Consider the following 17351-nt stretch of genomic DNA (forward strand, 5'->3'; position numbering starts at 1 on the left):
CGACGCCGCCGACTACTTCGACGGCCGACTACCCGAAGCCTTCGCCGGATACCCCCGACACCTCACCCGCTACCCCGTCCAATACCCCACCGCGTGCAGCCCGCAGGCTTGGTCAACGGGCGCCCCTCTGTTGTTGCTGCGGACCATGCTCGGCATGGAACCGCGCGGAGATCACCTGCTGACCAGGCCGGCGGTGCCCAGTAAGGTCGGCCGGATCGAACTGCGCCGCATACCCGGGCGCTGGCGGCGGGCCGACGTCTTCGGCCGCGGCCGGTTCGGCTAACTGCTTCGTCTCGAACCCGCGCAGCTGACCAGCACGGCGTCGGCCGGCCGCCGCCCGCCACCTGTTCGGCATTACTCCCGCGGGGCAGCGCCCGCCGTCGTCACGGGGTTCTTCGGCGCATGCCCGCTATCGTGAAGGCCACAAGCCGGTCAGCCTCCTGCGCCGAGCCGCTCTCCCGCAACCAGGCGGCGGCGTTCATCAGCGCGAAGACGTCCTGCCCGCGCACCTCGGCCCTGATCGCGCCCGCCGCCCGTGCCTGCCCGACCAGCCGCTCCCCGATCTCCACCATGCGTACGCAGCTGGCGTGCAGCTCTGACGCCTCGTCGTCGGCGCCGCCGACGAACTCGGCGGCCAGCCCTTGGTAGGCCGCGGCGTGTTCGACGACGGCGCGGATCCAGCGTTCCAGGGCGCGGTCGGCGCTGCGGGCGGACTCGGCGATGAGCTCCTCGCCCAGCGCGAACAAAGCCTCGTTGCGTTCCCGCAACAGCGCCCCGAGCAGCGCCCGCCGGTTCGGGAAGTGCCCGTAGAGCGTGCCGATGGCGACTCCCGCGTCGCGAGCGACACCCTCCAGCGATGCGTTGACGCCCCGCACCCGGAACGCGGTCTCCGCCGCTGCCAACAGCCGCTCGTAGTTGCGCAGCGAGTCGGCGCGTGGCCGCCGCTTGCGCTCCGGGTTGGTGGTCATGACATCCGCCTTGCTATGTCGAGGGTGCCTCGGGTTATATTTCGAGGGCCCCTCAGTTTACTTTCCTCCGATGGGAGCGTCCATGATCCTGGTGACCGGCGCGACCGGCTCGATCGGCCGCCACCTCGTACGCCTTCTGCGGCAGCAGCAAGCGCCTTTCCGCGCAATGGTCCGTGACGCCGCCCGCGCCGAAGACCTCGGATGTGACGTCGTTGTGGCCGACTACGACGACCCCGACTCGGTCGCCGCCGCCCTGCACGGCGTGGACCGGCTCTTCCTCAATGGTGGCGGCGCGATCCCGGTCGACGGCCCGCAGCCGATGGTGCGCCAGCAGATCGCCGCGATCGACGCCGCCGTCGAGGCCGGAGTGCAGTCGATCGTGAAGGTCTCCGTCTGGGGTGCCAAACCCGGGGGCAAGCTCGCCGAAGGCGCGCACTGGGAGATCGAGCAGCACCTCACAACAGCCCCGATCGGCTGGTTCCTGCTGCAACCCAGCGGCTTCATGCAGAACTTCCGCACCGGCGCCGGAGCGTTCACCGACAACGGCGACCTGATCGGCCTGGCCGGCGACTGGCGAGTCTCCTACATCGACTGCCACGACATCGCCGCGTGCGCCGCCGCACTGCTCACCGGACCGGCCCGGCCCAACGGCACCTACATCCTCACCGGACCAGAAGCGCTCACCCACGCACAGATCGCGGCGAAACTGTCCGTCGGGCTTCTCGAATTGACCCCCGCCGAGATGACCGCCCGGCTGACCAGCCTCGGGCTGCCCGGCCACTTCGCCGCCGACGTCGTCGGCCTGTGGAGCGAAGTCGCCGAAGGATCACTCGCCGCCGTGACGTCGACGGTGCGCGACCTGACCGGCCAGCCACCGCGCACCTTCGACGAGTTCCTCATCGCGTCGGCTAGGCCGTAGGGGTGATCCCCTAGCGGTCGGGAAGCAGCGGGTCCGCCAGGAGGTGGAGCGAGGCGTGGGGCGGTGGCGACGCCAGTCGTACGGCCCGCGCGACCGCAGGACGATGCCGCAGGGATGACGGTTGCCTACCGTCCTGGATGTGGAAGAACGTCTTGATGGCATGGCGGTGCCTCGCCGGCGTGTCCGGTCGGGTTGGCGGCGCGTGTTGCTGCGGATCGCCGCTGGTCTGGTAGTGGTGTTCGTGGTGGTCAGCGGCTCTGGTTGGACCTACGAGACGCTGTCGAGGCGGGGTGACGGTCAGCGGCATCCGGCGCCGGGCCGGTTGATCGATATCGGGGGGCGCCGGCTGCACCTGAACTGCACCGGGTCGACCGGCAGTGCGCCGACCGTGGTGTTCGAAGCAGGGCTCGGCGAGTCGTCCACGACGTGGGCGACAGTGCAACAGATGCTGACTGACGCCTCGGCGACCGTCCGGGTCCGGGCGTGCAGCTATGACCGCGGCGGCTATGCGTGGAGCGATCCCGGGCCGGGTCGGCGCGACGCCGGGCGGCTGGCCGAAGAGTTACATACTCTCCTGGACAAGGCGGGCGAGCATGGGCCGTACGTCCTGGTCGGTCATTCGCTGGGTGGGTTCGTGGTGCGTCTGTTCGCTGACCGTTGGCCTGGCGAGACCGCGGGTCTGGTGCTCGTGGACGTCACCGACGAGCGCGAGACCGGGACGTTGAAGGCGAGCGCCCCGATCATTCGCGCGCAGATGGCAGCCTTCCGGTTCGCCGCGCGGATCGGTGTGGTGCGCCTGGCCCCCGGGATCGCCGCGACCGCGGGCGCGCCGCAGGCGGTACGTGAGCATGCGGCGGTCGTGTATCGGAGCACCAGCATGGCAGCCGCCGCCAGCGAAGCCGAGGCGTCTGTGGACAGCGCCCGCCTGGTGCAGTCAACAGTGCGTCCTGGAGCTTGGCAGGACCGGCCGGTGGTCGTGATCTCCGCAGCCGGGCAGCCGCGCGAGGCGCTCGAGCATCACGCCCACCTGGCCGCCCTGTCCAGCCGAGGCCAACACGTCATCGCCGACACGACCGACCACTACGTCCATTACGGCCAGCCACAGTTGGTTGTGGACGCGGTGCGACGAGTCGCCTCCGCTGCTCTGTAGACGACCGCCGGCCGCGCAGATCGGCAGGCTTCACAAGGCGTCAGCGGACAACAACCAGCGTCGCCGCGCCGGCTGAGCAGCCCGCCCTGGCCGGCGGTCACGGGGCAGGCGCGGGGGTCAGGTCGGGCATGCGAAGCGCATCGTGCAGCGCCGCGGCGGCATTGTCGTCAACGGTGGGTAGGGTCCGCGCGGCGAGCCAGGCGGCCCCGACCTCGCCCGGCGCCGCGACGAGCACCGGCGCCGACCATCGGCGGGTGAGCCGTCGGCGGACCGCGTCCTGGAAGATCCGCCCGGCGGTGAGGACACTGCCAGCGAGCACGATCGGCGTGGTGTCGGCGCGCTCGCGGACCGCGGTGACGGAGGCTACCAGCCGATCGGCGGCCGATCGGACGATCGCCTTGGCGTCCGGGTCACCGGCGTCGGCAGCGCGGGCCACCAGCGGTGCGAGCTGGGCGAGTCGGGTCGGCGGCCGGTCGTACACGGTGCGTACCAGCGCGTCGGCGCACTCACGGGTGGCCGTTCCGGGCTCTGTTCCGAGCAGGTGCCGCGTCACCAGTACGGCGAGCGGGCCGGGCGGACCGCCGGCGTAGAGCGCGCTGGCGACGGCCTGCGCTGCCGCCCGGCCCAGCCAGAACCCCGAGCCCTCGTCGCCGAGCAGCCAGCCCAGGCCGTCGACGCTGCGCACCAACGTGCGTTCGTGGAGCTGGGCGGCGATGGCCCCGGTGCCCGCGATCAGCACGGTGCCGGACGGCTGCCGGGTACCGGCCGCGAAGGCGACGACCACGTCGCCGACGACCTGGACCGGGCAGTGCAGCCCCAGGCCCGCCCACGCGCGCTGGAAAGCGGCGGCCGTGGCCGGCTCGGCGAACGCGCCGGAACCGGCGATGCCGAGCACGGCGGCCCGGACCGCGCCCGGGTCGACACCGGCCAGGGCCGCGCGTACAGCCTCCGCCACCGTGGCGGCGGCGTTCGTCGGCGGCGTTGAGACGGGATTGGCGCCGCCCGCGCGTCCGTACCCGACCGGTACGCCGGTGGCGGTGGTGATCAAGGCGCGCGAGGACGAGCCGCCCACGTCGAGCCCGAGGACGAGAGGTCGACTGCCGGCGATGGGGCACCTCCAGATGCGGGTGGTCGGTAGCGCGGACATCGTGCGGGCCGCTAACCGATGGAGGCAAGGTGCATGAAAAAAATGTTCTCGATCCTTGACATTCGGCCCCCCTGATCGTAATTTTCACTGCCAACCGACGGTAGTGAAAGGAATTCTCTGATGGTGGCTGCCACGGAGCCCACGGGCGGTGTACTCGGGCGGATCCGCACCGAGCTGCCCACGCTGCCCGACGCGCTGCAGCGGGTCGCGGAACAACTGCTCGCCGATCCGGCCGAGGCCGCGCTGGCCACCATCGTGGACCTGGCCGAGCGCAGCGGCACCTCGACCGCGACGATCACCCGGTTCTGCCGAGTCTTCGGCTTCTCCGGGTATGCGGCGCTGCGAGTGGCGATCGCGACCGAGACCGGTCGGGCGGCGCAGGCCCGCTGGGAGCTGGACATCGGCCGGGAGATCGTCCCGCAGGACCCGCTGGACCGGGTGCTGGAGATCGTAGCCAGCGCGGACACTCGGGCCATCCAGGAAACCGTCGCCCGGCTCGACCGCGAGTCCCTCGAGCGGGTCGTCGCCGCGCTCGCCGGGGCCCAGCGGGTGGAGCTGTTCGGCATCGGCAGCAGCGGCACCGTCGCGGCCGAGATGGCCTTCCGGCTCCAGCGCATCGGTGTGGTCTGCTGGGCACGCTCGGAGGTGCACACGGCGCTGACGAACGCCGCGCTGTTGCGTCCCGGCGACGTCGCGATCGGGCTGTCCCACGGGGGACGTACCCACGAGATCATCGAGATGCTCGCCGAGGCCGGCAGCCACGGCGCGACGACGGTGGCGGTGACGAGCTTTCCGCGCTCGCCGTTGGCCGAGGTGGCCGACGTGGTCCTCACCACGGCCGCACACGAGACGACGTTCCGGGCCGAGGCGCTCGCCGCCGTCCACTCGCAACTGCTGGTGCTCGATCTGATCTACGTGGTGCTGGCCCAACGCACCTTCGAGCGCAGCAGCGTGGCCTTCGAAGTGACCGCTGAGGCGGTCGCCGGCCATCGACTCCCCGAGGAGGCTGACGACTCGCGTCGCTCGGCCGGTCGGCGGGGCAGACGCAGGGATACCAGCGGCCGCACGCGGCCCGCACCGAAGCCGGAGGAAGCATGACCCTCACCAGCCAGGCCTATTTCACCGCGGTCAGCGATCGCCTTGCACGGGTGGCCAGCGCCCAGTCGGCCGAGATCGAGAAAGCGGCCGATCTGATCAGCGCGGCGATCCAGGGCGGCAAGGTGGTGCACGCATTCGGTGCCGGCCACTCGGAGGCGTTGGCCATGGAGATCGCCGGGCGGGCCGGCGGGCTCGTCCCCACCAACCGGTTGGCGTTGCGCGACATCGTCCTGTTCGGCGGCGAGCCGACCAGCGTGCTCGCAGACCCGACGCTGGAGCGCGATCCGACCGTGGCCGAACGAATCATGGCCCTCGCGCCGGTCGCGCCGGGAGACGTCTTCGTGATCGCCTCCAACTCCGGCGTCAACGGGGTCGTTGTCGAGCTCGCTCACCTGGTCAAGCAGCGGGGTCACGGTCTCATCGCGATCACCTCCCTGGAGCACACCATGCGGGTTTCCCCGCGTCATCCCTCCGGTCAACGTCTGGCGGACCTCGCCGACGTGGTGCTGGACAACGGTGCGCCGTACGGCGACGCCATCCTGCCGCTACCCGGCGGCGGGGCGATCGGCGCTGTCTCCTCGGTCACCGCGGCGACGCTCGCGCAGATGGTCGTCGTCGAGGTCGTCCAACGCCTGCTCGCCGCCGGCGAGCGACCGCCGATCTACCTCTCCGCCAACATCCCCGGCGGGGACGAGCACAACCACGAACTAGAGGCGCGTTATGCCGGCCGGATTCGCCGCAACGCCTGACTACGAAGCGAGGTTGTCATGACCACATCCCACCTGCTGCCCCACGTGGTGCAGTCCCGCCGCACCCTGTGTCGGGCGATCGCCGCGGCGCTGCTCGCCGCACCCGTGACCGGATCGCTCGCGGCCTGCGCCATCGGTGCCGGCGACGACAAGACGACGACCGCCGACCGGGGCTCGACCAGCGACGCCAATCCGCTGGGAGCCCCGCCCGACAAGCCGCTGGAAATCGTCATCTTCAAGGGTGGCTACAGCGACGAGTACGCGAAGTTCGACGAGGAACTGTTCCGGCAGCGGTTCCCCAAGGTGAAGATCAACCACCAGGGGATCCAGAAGGTCGGCGACGTGCTGCGCCCACGGTTCGTCGCGGGCGACCCGCCGGACGTCATCGACAACACCGGTGCCGGTCGGCTCGACATCGCGTCGCTGATCGCCGACGGCCAGTTGCGCGATCTCAAGGAGGTGCTGGACTCGCCGTCGATCGACGACAAGAGCAAGACCGTACGCGACACCCTGCTGCCCGGCGTGGTGGCGAAGGGCAGCACCGACGGCACCTGCTACCAGCTCAACATCGCCTACACCGTGTACGGCCTGTGGTACTCCAAGCCTCTGTTCGAGAAGAACGGGTGGACGTACCCGAAGTCCTGGGACGAGATGCTCACGCTCTGCGCGGAGATCAAGAAGTCCGGTATCTCGCCGTGGACCTACCAGGGCAAGTATCCCGAGTACATGAACGACCCGCTGTTCTCGATGGCCATGAAGGCCGGCGGGACGGACCTCATGGCGAAGCTCGACAACCTCGAGCCGAACGCCTGGCGCGACCCGGCGATGGTCGCCGCCGTCGAGGCGATCTACCAACTCGTCGACCGCGGTTTCTTCCTGCCCGGATCCGAGGCGTTGTCGCACACCGAGGCGCAGAACGCGTGGTGCCAGGGGAAGGCCGCGTTCATCCCGTGCGGCTCGTGGCTGGAGAGTGAGCAGAAGGCGGTGACCCCGGCCGGCTTCGACATGGTGGTCGCCCCGATGCCCGCCCTGTCCAGCTCGGACAAGCTGCCGGGCACCGCGATCCAGGGCGCCGCGAGCGAGTCGTTCATCGTGCCGACGAAGGCCAAGAACCCGTACGGCGCCATGGAGTTCCTGCGCACTCTGGTGTCCAGGCCGGCGGCGAAGAAGTTCGCGGAGCTGGCGGCCACCCTGCCCAGCACCGCCGGGGGCACGGAGGGGGTTCAGATGACCTCCGGCCTGGCCTCCGTCGCGGCCATGGTGGCGGCGGCGGGATCGGACGTCGTCTCGCTCAACTTCGGCGAGTGGTACCCGACCATGGGCACCGCCGTGTCGAACGCGACGGGCGAGTTGCTCACCAAGCGCATCAAGCCGGGCGACTGGATCAACCGGATGCAGAAGGCGGCCGACGACGTGGCCAAGGACAGCACCATCACGAAGCACAAGCGGTAGGCAGCCATGCGGCAGGGCAAGTACCGGTTCCTGGCCTGGTCCGTCCTACCCGGCCTGGCACTCTACGCGGTGTTTGTGATCTCGCCGTACGTCCAGGCGTTCTATCTGGCGTTGACCGACTGGCGCGGCGTCTCCGCCCGACAGAAGTTCGTCGGCTTGGACAACTTCGCGCGGCTCGCCGGTGATTCGCTGTTCTGGACGGCGCTGCGCCACAACGCGTTGATGCTACTCGTCGTGCCACTGGCCACCATCGGCATCGCGCTCTTCCTGGCCTCCATGCTCAACCTCGCCGGCCGTGGTGGCCGGGCGGCGATCCAGGGGGTACCGGGCGCGAAGTTCTACAAGATCGTCTATTTCTTCCCGCAGCTGCTGGCGGTCTCCATCGTCGCGGTGCTCTGGCAGTTCGTCTACACCCCCAACTCGGGCCTGCTCAACGGAGCCCTCGACGCGGTGGGGCTGGGCTCGCTCACGCGGCCCTGGCTGGCCGTACCGTCCCTCGCCCTGCCCGCCGTGATGACCGTGATGGTGTGGGGATCGGTCGGCTTCTACGTGGTGCTCTTCTCCGCCGCCATGCAGTCGATTCCCCGGGACATCCTGGAGGCGGCGGCGATGGACGGCGCCAGCCGGTTCGTCACGTTCCGCCGGATCACGCTGCCGCTGCTGTGGGACACCGTGCAGGTCGCCTACGTCTACCTGGGCATCCTGGCGATGGACGGCTTCGCCCTCGTACAGATCCTGACGGTGGGGCTCAACGGCGGTGGCCCCGACAACGCCACCGAAGTGCTCGGGCTGAACCTGTGGCGCAACGCCTTCGTCTACGGCCGCTTCGGCTACGCCTCGGCCATGGGGGTTGCGATGTTCTTCCTCACCCTCGCGCTGGCCGCCCTCACCCTGCGGTTCACCCGGCGCGAACGCATCGAGTACTGAGACGGATCAGTCATGACCCTGACCCAACAGCCCGTCGCCCGGGCCAGCGCACCGGGAGCGACCAGTCCGCCCCAGCTCCCGCGCCGGCGCATACCGGGCCTCCTCAACGCCTTCTCGCACGCCTTCCTGGTGGTCTGGGCGGCGCTGGTCGTCCTCCCGCTGCTGTGGGCGGTGGTCAGCTCGTTCAAGACCGACGCGGAGATCTTCGACAGCCCGTGGCGGCTGCCCGCGACGCCACGGTGGGAGAACTGGGCCCGCGCCTGGAACCAGGCCGATCTCGGGCAGTTCTTCCTCAACAGCGTCATCGTGGTCGGCTGCGCGCTGGTGCTCACCATGCTGCTCGGATCAATGCTGGCCTACGCCCTCGCCCGCTACGACTTCCCCGGAAACCGGGTCGTCTACTACCTCTTCGTGGGTGGCATGACCTTCCCGGTCTTCCTCGCCCTGGTGCCGCTCTTCTTCGTCGTGGACCAACTCGGCATGATCGGTACATACCAGGGGCTGATCCTGGTCTACACGGCGTACGCACTGCCGTTCACGGTGTTCTTCCTGACCGGCTTCTTCCGCTCCCTGCCCAACGAGATCGCCGAAGCCGCCTTCATCGACGGCGCCTCCCACGAGGTGGCCTTCTTCCGCGTGATGCTGCCGATGGCCAAACCCGGGCTGATCAGCGTCGCCATCTTCAACTTCCTGGGTCTGTGGAACCAGTACCTGCTGCCGGTCGTGCTCAACCCGAACCCGGATCGGCAGGTGCTGGCACAGGGTCTCGCCGCACTCGCGGTGAACCAGGGATACCGCAGTGATTGGAGCGCCATGTTCGCCGGTGTGGTCATCGCGATGCTGCCGGTGCTGGTGGTCTACGTGGTCTTCCAGCGCCACATCCAAGTCGGGCTGACCGCCGGAGCGATCCGATGAGCAGCCTTTCACACGACGTGCTCGCCGACCGAGCCCGCGGCTGCCTGCTCGGGCTCGCCGTCGGCGACGCGCTCGGCCGCCCCGTGGAGACTCTGGAACCGGCGCAGATCCGCGCCGAGTTCGGGCGGCTGACCGAACTGCTGCCGGACGCCGACGGCCAGGTCAGTGGCACCGACGACACCGAGTACGCCGTCTTCGTCGCGATCCTGCTCGACCGGCACGGCCGTGACCTGAGCCCGGCGCACGTGGCCGACGCGTGGCGTGCGGCGCTGGTGCCCCGCGAGACGCTCGGCGCGGCCGGCTTCAGCGAACTGGCTGCGGTGCTGAACCTGGCGCGCGGCTGGGACCCGCCGCACACCGGACGGCATCGGCACTCGTGGAGCGACGGGCTGGCCATGCGCGCGGCACCGTACGGGGTCTACGCCGCCGGCCAGCCGGACATGGCCGCCCGGCTGGCCATGGTCGACGGGACGGTGTCGATGGACGGTGAGGGCATCCACGGCGGCTGTGCCGTCGCGGCCGCCGTCGCGGTCGCGATGACCGGGGCCGCGCCCGCTCGCGTGGCCGAGGCGGCCCGCGCGGCGGTACCGGCCGACAGTTGGCTCGCCCGCACCCTGGCCCGGGCGACGGAGGTGGCGGCCGGCGGTGCCCGCGGGGACGCGTTGACCGAAGCACTGCACGACGCGGTGGTACCCCGCTTCTACCCGTTTTCCGACCTTGCCCCCGAAGCGGTCGCACTCGCCGTCGGGGCCTATCTCGCCGCAGACGGCGACGTGGAGGAGTCCGTGGTGAACGCGGTTAACCTCGGCCGGGACGCCGACACCATCGGCGCGATCGCCGGAGCGCTGGCCGGCGCCGGGCGCGGCCGGGACGCTGTCCCCACCCGCTGGGCCGACCAGATCGGGCCACTGACCGGGGCCTGCGTCGACGACGTCGTCGGCCGGCACCCGACGGACGCCGCCGACCTCGTTGCCGCAGCCGCCCTTCGCGACGGGATGTGGACGGCATGACCAGGCAGGTGCGCGACCGGGTACGCGGTGCCCTCGTTGGCCTGGCGATCGGCGACGCCGCGGGTTGGCCCGCGGGCTGGCACCGTTCGCACCTGATGGTCGACTGGATCCGACGGAGCCGGCCGACGCTCGACCGGTACGCCGACGAACGGGGCCTCACCACGCTCCCGGTTCCGTTCGCCCTCAACCAGCCGGTCGGACCGCTGCTGCTCGGGCCCGGCGACGATGCCGAATGGGCCGCCTTCACCGCGACCGCCCTGCTAGGCGGCGCCGGTCAGGACTCGACCGCCGATCCGGTAGTCGGCGACCGGGAGGCGCTGATGGCGGCCTGGCGGAAACTGGCGCTGCGGGCCGAGGAGCCGTCCCTGTGGGGACGGATCTCGGTACGCACCGCGCTGGAGAACCTGCGCCGCGGCATCGACCCACCGGCCAGCGGACACGACAACCCGCACCACTTCGACGACGCGGCGGCGATCCGGGCAGTGGCCATCGGCGCCCGCTACCCCGGCGCCCCGGCAGTTGCCGCGACGCTCGCCGAGGCCGACGCGGCGGTGACCCAATCCGGCGACGGCGTCCACGCGGCCCGAGCGGTGGCTGCGGCGGTAGCGGTCGCCATCGCCACGGACGGGGACCTGGAGCGGACGCTGGCGGCCGCCTCAGCCGAACTGCCCGCGGACACTGCCGTGGGCCGGGACGTACGGGCGGCACTCGCCCTGGCCGACCCGGCCGACGGCGCGTTCGCCCTCGTGCCCGCCCTCGACCAGCAGGTACTCGACCACGTCTACGCCTACGGAGTGGCTGCTGCGGACACCCTCGCGGTGGCATTCGCGACTGTCGCCGCCGCGCGGGGCCGGCTGGCCGAGGCCGTACCCGCGGCGGCCTGCGTGGCCCGCACCGCCGATTCGGCTCCTGCGCTGGCCGGCGCGCTGTGCGGCGCGCTGGCCGGGTACGACGCGCTGCCTGCCGCCTGGGGGCAGGCATGCCGGCGGCTCATCGGATGCTGTCTGCCCGAGACGGCCGGCTTGGACCTGGTGGAGGTGGCCGACCGCCTCTACCAAGCCGGCGACGTCTGATCCACGACCCGGCAAAGTCCTTCTGCCAAGGACTGTGCAGAGCCGTCGCCCAGGTCGAGGCCCACCGGGCCGCCGGAGTCTCTCACCTCGACACGATGCCGCAGCGGACCCCTGACCCATCACCTGTCCGATGTACCGCACGCGAGAAAGGGCAGCCCAATGAACCCCTCCGCCATCCGCCCACCCGACCAGACGCTTCCAACCGCACCCACTCGGCGACGCCGTCGCAGCGGCCTGATCCGTCGCCGTGCCCGCCGTGCCCAGGCAGCGGTGGCGTCCCTCGTCGTCGCACTCGCCGCGATGGCCGTCGGTCCGTCCGCGCCGGCCGCCGCCGCGGACGAGGGCGCGGTCAGCATCGACTCGCACCACACGGACGACCAGCTGCCGGTCGGCATCGTTCGAGTGAGCGGCAGCTACCACGGTCTCTATGACCTGAACATCGTCGTCAACGGCGAACGGATGGACCGGGTCCGCATGACCGACCCGGAGAACGACGATTCCGGCAACTGGAGCTACGACCTGGACACCAGGCCGTACGACGGCGACCTGGAGATCGCCGTACTGGGTATCAGCGACGTCACCCGCTACGGTGTCTGGTCGAGCTGGGTGCTGATGCACGTCGACAACCCGGCGGCCAACAAGCCGACCGTGACGGTGACCTCGCCGGCTGAGGGTAGCAGCGTGACCGAACCCACCACGGTCACCGTGAGCGCCACCGGCCGCAACGACATCCGGCGCGTGGAGATCCGCGTCAACGGCAACGCGTGGCAGCCGGCGGAGCTGGTCGGCGGCGAATACCGCTACCCGCTGGACCCGCGCCCGTTCGGTGACACCATGGCCAGCATCGAGGCCCGGGCCACCGACAGCCGCGGGAACGTCGGCACCTCCCACCCGCAGTACGTGTCGCTCAACGGCGGCGCCCCCGCCCCCGTTGTTCCGCATGCCCAGGACCGGGCGATGTGGATGTGGGAGGAGTCGTCGTACAACCTGGTCAACAACCCAGGCGCGCGCTCGGTGCTGGAAGCGCTGACCACGGACACCGCCACGTTCAACTCACGTCCGATCAAGACCATCTACTTCGGCGTGGACCGCGGCTGGGACAACAACATGCTGGAGGACATGCGGCCGCAGGTGCGCGACCTGCTCCGTTGGGCGCACGACCGCGGGTACAAGGTGCACGCCCTGATCGCCGGCGGCACCCGGCCGCCGTTCCTCGGTGGGCTGTGGCGCTACCGGGACCATGCGGTGCGCGAGATGGAGAAGGTGCTCAACTTCAACCTGTCCTCAGCCCCGGCGGAGCGCTTCGACGGCGTGAACGTGGACATCGAGCCGTACATCATCGGGCCCAGCTACATCGACGACCGACCATTCGTTCAGTTGCAGTGGCTGGACACGTTGCAGACTCTGATCGACCGGCGCGACGCCTCCGGTACCGGCATTCTGTTCGGCCCGGCGATGCCGGTCTGGCTGGACAGCGAGACGGTTACCTGGCACGGCGTCACCAAGACGATGGCCCAGCACTTCCAGGACATCTCCGACTATGTGTCGCTGATGGACTACCGGGACACCGCTGAGGCGATTGTGCGGGACGCGGCCACCGAGGTGGCGTACGCCCAGCAGATCGGCAAGCCGGGCTCGGTGCTGGTCGGGGTGGAGACCATCGACCTGGTCGCGGTGGGCGGTGACCCGGAATGGGTGACGTTCAGCGAGGAGGGCCGGGCCGGCCTGGAGACCGAAGTGGCCAAGGTTTACGACCAGTTCGCCGGCAGCCCCGGATTCGGCGGCGTCGCCATGCACCACTACGACTCTCTCCTGGATCTGCCGTCCACCTGGGCCCCCGGTGGGCTGCTGCCCCCGATGCCGGTCGACGCACAGGCACCGACCGCGGTCAGCAGCGCACCGATCGCGAGCACCGTGGATTTCAGCCGCGTTGACCTGCGGTACGGGCGCGCCCACGACAACGGCGAGGTGCACCACTACAACGTCTACCGCTCGGAGAGCCACGACGTCGCGGTGGTGCCCGGAAATCTGGTCGGACGCACCCACGGCCTGGGGTACACCGACACTGGCCTGCTGGCCAACAAGCGGTACTACTACCGAGTCACCGCGGTGGACATGAAGGGCAACGAAGGACCGCCGTCCGCCGTCACCTCGGCCCGTACCGAGCGGAGCAATCTGCGTCCGATGGTGGTCCGGGAAGCCGCGACCACCCTGGCGGACGGAACGATCCGGATCACGGCCCAGGTCGTCGACGCGCGTACCGGTGCCGGCGTGCCGGCGAAGGTGGAGGGCCGCTTCACCAAGTCGGCCAGCCAGTATCTGTGGATGTCCGCCGACGCCAGCGGCCGGGTCAGCGGTGTGTCCGCTCCGCAGACGGCGGCCAGCGGCACGGCCGGCTTCGCGATTCACCGGATCGTTGCACCGGGCTACTACTGGGCCTCGTCTGAAGATCTGGCCCAGGCGGGGGAGGTCGTCTGGTAGCCAGCGCAGGTAGGTAGTCACTCATCCCGCCAGCACTCTGCCGCCGGGACCCCGGCGGCAGAGTGCTGCGTGGCACCGCCCGGACCGCCCCGCACCGCGTACTGCCGCCGCTGCCCGGCTGGCCGGTGCGGGCCGGGTGCGAATGGTCGGCCGGGTGGGCGACGACGAGTACGGCCGTCACCTGCGGGCCGACCTCACCGCGGCAGGAGTCGACGTCGCTGGCGTGCTGGTGGACCCGACCGAGCCCAGCGGAACCGCGCTGATCCTGGTCGATGCCGCCGGCGAGAACATGATCGCCGTGTCGCCCGGCGCCAACGGCGCGGTCGACGACAACGACGTGGCCCGCGCCGCAGCCGATCTGCGCGCCGGCGACGTTGTCGTCTGCCAGCTAGAAGTACCGCTACCGGCGGTTCGGGCGTTGGCGACCGCAACCCGCGCAGCCGGGGCGCGACTGGTGTGCAACGCGGCCCCCGCCGCCACGCTCGACGCCGAGGTGCTCGCCGCGCTCGACGTACTCGTGGTCAACGAGACCGAGGCGCAGGTGGTGCTCGGCGCGGTCGTCCCCACGCCGACCGGCGCCGCTGCGGCTGCCTGCCGAGCCGGCTGCGCCGTCGTGGTGACTCTCGGCGCCGAGGGCGCGGTTTACGCCGACTCGGACGGCCGGTCCGGCCACTGCCCCGCGCCGATCGTCGACGCCGTCGACACGGTGGGGGCGGGGGATGCCTTCGTCGGCGCACTCGCGGTCGCTCTCGCCGCCGGCGCCGCCCTCCCTGACGCGGTCGCCGCAGGCGTGGCCGCCGGCTCGCACGCCGTCACCCAGGTCGGCGCGCGGACCGCACCACACGCGGCCACGGCGTACCTGCCCGCCACGCCGAGCACGGAAGGCAGCTGACGCTGCCCGACCACGAGATGCCGCAGCTCCTGCTGATAGCCCGGGCTTACCGAGCGGGCAGGATCGTCAGACGTTGGAGACGCGCGAGCAGCGTCGGGCTTGGGTATTTCGAGTCGGCCACCTTGTCCATCAGTACTGCGATGTAGTGGGAGTACAGCTCGGGTGGGAGGCCGCGTTCGATGGTGTCGAGCATCGCCGGACTGGGGTATCGGTCGTTATCGACCTTGTCGATGAGCTCTCCGTAGAAGTCGTGTTGGCCCTGCCGCATGTCGGACAGGAGGTTCTGCAGCCACTGCCACTGCCGATCGTTGTGGTCCTGCTCTTCCTTCGGTCGGTCTTGCCTGGGGGCCACCGTCGTATCGCCCTGACCCTGGGTCATGATTGCCTTCCTCACCTGCGTGTCCGGGGTCGTTCAGCGGACTTCGAATGTTGTCGCCCGCCGCATCGGTAGGTACTGGGTACCCGGAAAAGGGGCCGGTACGCGCCAGGCGGCGGGAACGATCGACCGGTTGCCGGTCCGGCACCAACGTGGACACCCCCGGTTTTCGTCGGCCCTCCCGCTGGGTAGGGGCTAGTTCATGACGGCAGATGCACAGGTTCAAGAGGACCGTGCCCGTGGTCAGTCTGATGGCGACGGTGCCCACGGACGTCCCGGTCGCGATCACGAGTCCGGGCGTGATCATCGTGAGGGCCGGTCCGAAACGGATGGCACGCGACAGCGGTCCCGTGGTGATGACGGTGACCGGCAGGATTCCGGCTCCGGCCGCCGCGGCCTGGTGGACGTCGCGCGGGCTGCCGTGGGTGAGTTCGTGGAGTTGACCGGGCTGACGCCGGAGAGATTGAGCGGGGCACGACCGGAGCAGGACGGCTGGTCCTTCCTCCTCGACGTCACCGAACTGGATCGGATTCCCCCGAGCAGCAGCGTTATGGCGACCTACCGGGTGGATGTCGACCAGGAGGGCCACGTCATCCAGTACGAGAGGCTGCGGCGGTTCCATCGCAGCGCCACGGATCAGACATGACCGGGAATCTGGCGGCGCCTCGGTCGCGATACGCGCAGCCCGCTTCGGACTCGCTGGCGGATGTCCTGGAGCGGGTCTTGGACCGTGGCGTGGTCATCGTCGGCGACATCGTGGTGGGTGTGCTCGACATCGAGCTGCTGACGTTGAAGGTGCGGCTACTCGTCGCGTCGGCTGATACGGCACGGCAGATGGGCATCGACTGGTGGCTGCATGATCCTTTCCTCAACTCGCGGGCCGCCCAGGTCGAGGCCGACAAGAAGGCAATGGCGAGAGCAGGTCAACGGGACGAGGTCGAAGCCACCCCCCAGGGGGCGGGAGAGGGGGGTGGCGCGCAGCCGGCATCCGCAGCGGCGTTGGGCAGCGAACGCGCCGGTGGAGACGGGCTCATCGACCAGTTGCGGGCGGAGAACGAGGCACTCCGCGAGCGGTTGAGCGAGATCGAGCGGCGCATGCGGACCGGGAGTTCGGAGTGACCGCGAACCAGGGCATCTACCTGTATGCCGTCGTGCCCGCGGAGGCCGCACTGCCCACCATGGCGGGCATCTGCGACGAACCGACCCAGCTCCTCGCCGGATCGGGTCTGGGCGTGCTGACCAGCGAGGTGTCCGCCGAGAGCTTCGCGGCGATCAACGACGAGTCCGGCGATGCGGCACTGCTCGGCGAACTCGCTCGGCGGCATGACGCGGTGGTACGGGCCGCCGCGGACGCCGCCGGTGCCGCGCTACCGCTGCGGCTGGGCACGGTGGTGACCGAGCGGCGGGCGCTACTTGATCTGCTGATTGTCCGCGGCGAACACTTGCGCCGGTTGTTGGCAAAGGTCGCTGGCTGTGACGAGTTCGGCGTGCGCGTTACCGGCGGTACCAGTACCGCGGCAGGCAGCCACGACTCCGTTGACAGCGAAGCGGGTACTCCGACCCCCGAGGGAAGCCCCGCCGGGAGCGCCGCCGACGCTGAGGAGCGGTCCGCGAGCATCGGGGCTGGCCTGGCCTACCTTCAGCAGCGACGCGAGGCGCTGCAAAGCGTGCAGCGACGCAGGGAGGCCTCGGCCGTGCTGGCTGCCCACGTGGACGCGGCACTGCGTGAGCATGCCGTTGACGCCGTCACCGGTCGGGGCGGAAACATCCTGGACCGGACCTACCTGGTGCGCCGCGACCGGTGGTCGAAGTTCATCGAGGCTGTCGACCAATGCGGCGACCGGCTGGCCACGGAGGGTTACACCCTCAGCGTCAATGGGCCGTGGCCGCCGTACTCATTCTCGGTGACCAACCTCAAGGCGGCTGACCGTGGCTGAGCGGCGTGAGCTGAGCACCCGGCTCACCGGCACGAACGACCTGGTCGAGCTGCTCGACCGGATCGTTGATCGCGGCGCTGTGGTCAGCGGTGATGTGGTGATCGCACTGGCCGGAATCGATCTCATCAGGTTGGACCTCAACCTGCTGCTCATCTCGGCTCAGCGGCTCGACGACTTCCAAGCTGGACTCGGCGACCCCGAACAGTGGGGAGTAAGTGGCCGCGAACCGGGCAATGCCTGAATGGACAACCAGGAAG

At 70.2% G+C, this 17351-nt stretch carries 18 protein-coding genes and 1 pseudogene; 16 read left to right on the top strand and 3 right to left on the bottom strand.

Translation table 11 applies throughout. From position 1 onward, the window contains the following. Positions 1-283, top strand: a pseudogene (locus ACFYML_RS33035) (amylo-alpha-1,6-glucosidase); the annotation flags it as partial. Between the two features lie 100 nt (positions 284-383). On the opposite strand, the gene ACFYML_RS33040 reads toward ACFYML_RS33035, so the two are convergent. Further along, entirely contained in the window at positions 384-968 is a 585-nt protein-coding gene (locus ACFYML_RS33040) for a TetR/AcrR family transcriptional regulator (RefSeq protein WP_387424368.1), read from the bottom strand. Here ACFYML_RS33040 and ACFYML_RS33045 point away from each other — a divergent pair. Next, positions 967-1887: an SDR family oxidoreductase gene (locus ACFYML_RS33045; protein WP_387424369.1), complete on the top strand. Its 921-nt coding sequence runs from the start codon at positions 967-969 to the stop codon at positions 1885-1887. The two genes, ACFYML_RS33040 and ACFYML_RS33045, sit on opposite strands and share 2 nt — an antisense overlap. Before the next feature lie 121 nt (positions 1888-2008). Further along, the gene (locus tag ACFYML_RS33050) at positions 2009-3037 is read left to right on the top strand and encodes an alpha/beta fold hydrolase (protein WP_387424370.1); all 1029 of its coding nucleotides are present in this window, start codon (positions 2009-2011) and stop codon (positions 3035-3037) included. Positions 3038-3134: 97 nt separating this feature from the next. On the opposite strand, the gene ACFYML_RS33055 is transcribed toward ACFYML_RS33050, so the two are convergent. Then, the gene (locus ACFYML_RS33055; RefSeq protein ID WP_387424371.1) at positions 3135-4184 is read right to left on the bottom strand and encodes an N-acetylglucosamine kinase; all 1050 of its coding nucleotides are present in this window, start codon (positions 4182-4184) and stop codon (positions 3135-3137) included. A 120-nt stretch (positions 4185-4304) separates the two neighbouring features. On the opposite strand from ACFYML_RS33055, the gene ACFYML_RS33060 reads away from it, so the two are divergent. The 9 genes from ACFYML_RS33060 to ACFYML_RS33100 all read left to right on the top strand — a co-directional run bounded on the left by ACFYML_RS33060 (position 4305) and on the right by ACFYML_RS33100 (position 14781). Beyond that, positions 4305-5282, top strand: a complete 978-nt coding sequence (locus tag ACFYML_RS33060; protein WP_387424372.1) for a MurR/RpiR family transcriptional regulator — start codon at positions 4305-4307, stop codon at positions 5280-5282. Continuing rightward, the gene (locus tag ACFYML_RS33065) at positions 5279-6031 is read left to right on the top strand and encodes a sugar isomerase domain-containing protein (protein WP_387424373.1); all 753 of its coding nucleotides are present in this window, start codon (positions 5279-5281) and stop codon (positions 6029-6031) included. Before ACFYML_RS33060 ends, ACFYML_RS33065 begins: the two co-directional genes overlap by 4 nt. Before the next feature lie 18 nt (positions 6032-6049). Further along, the gene (ngcE, locus tag ACFYML_RS33070) at positions 6050-7483 is read left to right on the top strand and encodes an N-acetylglucosamine/diacetylchitobiose ABC transporter substrate-binding protein (RefSeq protein WP_387424374.1); all 1434 of its coding nucleotides are present in this window, start codon (positions 6050-6052) and stop codon (positions 7481-7483) included. 6 nt (positions 7484-7489) lie between these two features. Beyond that, the gene (locus ACFYML_RS33075) at positions 7490-8410 is read left to right on the top strand and encodes a carbohydrate ABC transporter permease (RefSeq protein WP_387424375.1); all 921 of its coding nucleotides are present in this window, start codon (positions 7490-7492) and stop codon (positions 8408-8410) included. A 12-nt stretch (positions 8411-8422) separates the two neighbouring features. Further along, complete coding sequence (locus tag ACFYML_RS33080; protein WP_387424376.1) at positions 8423-9325, top strand: carbohydrate ABC transporter permease; 903 nt, start codon at positions 8423-8425, stop codon at positions 9323-9325. Continuing rightward, positions 9322-10335, top strand: coding sequence for an ADP-ribosylglycohydrolase family protein (locus ACFYML_RS33085; protein WP_387424377.1), 1014 nt, complete (start codon positions 9322-9324; stop codon positions 10333-10335). Before ACFYML_RS33080 ends, ACFYML_RS33085 begins: the two co-directional genes overlap by 4 nt. After that, positions 10332-11408 (top strand): ADP-ribosylglycohydrolase family protein, encoded by a 1077-nt coding sequence (locus tag ACFYML_RS33090; protein ID WP_387424378.1) that lies wholly within the window; start codon positions 10332-10334, stop codon positions 11406-11408. The genes ACFYML_RS33085 and ACFYML_RS33090 overlap by 4 nt, the downstream gene beginning before the upstream one ends. Before the next feature lie 270 nt (positions 11409-11678). Then, on the top strand, positions 11679-13889 hold the full coding sequence (locus ACFYML_RS33095; protein ID WP_387424379.1) for an Ig-like domain-containing protein: 2211 nt from the start codon (positions 11679-11681) through the stop codon (positions 13887-13889). Between the two features lie 118 nt (positions 13890-14007). Beyond that, a complete protein-coding gene (locus tag ACFYML_RS33100) occupies positions 14008-14781 on the top strand; it encodes a PfkB family carbohydrate kinase (RefSeq protein WP_387424415.1) in 774 nt (257 codons plus the stop codon). 46 nt (positions 14782-14827) lie between these two features. Here the strand turns inward: ACFYML_RS33100 and ACFYML_RS33105 are convergent, their stop codons facing one another. Further along, positions 14828-15160 carry a hypothetical protein gene (locus ACFYML_RS33105; protein WP_387424380.1) on the bottom strand — a complete coding sequence of 111 codons (333 nt, stop codon included), beginning with the start codon at positions 15158-15160 and terminating at the stop codon, positions 14828-14830. A gap of 199 nt (positions 15161-15359) precedes the next feature. On the opposite strand from ACFYML_RS33105, the gene gvpO reads away from it, so the two are divergent. The 4 genes from gvpO to gvpJ (ACFYML_RS33125) are packed head-to-tail and all read left to right on the top strand — an operon-like array spanning position 15360 to position 17335. Further along, the gene (gene gvpO, locus ACFYML_RS33110; RefSeq protein ID WP_387424381.1) at positions 15360-15803 is read left to right on the top strand and encodes a gas vesicle protein GvpO; all 444 of its coding nucleotides are present in this window, start codon (positions 15360-15362) and stop codon (positions 15801-15803) included. Beyond that, complete coding sequence (gene gvpJ / locus ACFYML_RS33115) at positions 15800-16276, top strand: gas vesicle protein GvpJ (RefSeq protein WP_387424382.1); 477 nt, start codon at positions 15800-15802, stop codon at positions 16274-16276. The genes gvpO and gvpJ (ACFYML_RS33115) overlap by 4 nt, the downstream gene beginning before the upstream one ends. Further along, positions 16273-17094, top strand: coding sequence for a GvpL/GvpF family gas vesicle protein (locus ACFYML_RS33120; protein ID WP_387424383.1), 822 nt, complete (start codon positions 16273-16275; stop codon positions 17092-17094). Before gvpJ (ACFYML_RS33115) ends, ACFYML_RS33120 begins: the two co-directional genes overlap by 4 nt. Continuing rightward, positions 17087-17335 (top strand): gas vesicle protein GvpJ, encoded by a 249-nt coding sequence (gene gvpJ / locus ACFYML_RS33125; protein WP_387424384.1) that lies wholly within the window; start codon positions 17087-17089, stop codon positions 17333-17335. Before ACFYML_RS33120 ends, gvpJ (ACFYML_RS33125) begins: the two co-directional genes overlap by 8 nt. The last annotated feature ends 16 nt before the right edge of the window (positions 17336-17351 follow it).

This window comes from Micromonospora sp. NPDC007230, from assembly GCF_042869115.1.
Lineage (GTDB): Bacteria > Actinomycetota > Actinomycetes > Mycobacteriales > Micromonosporaceae > Micromonospora.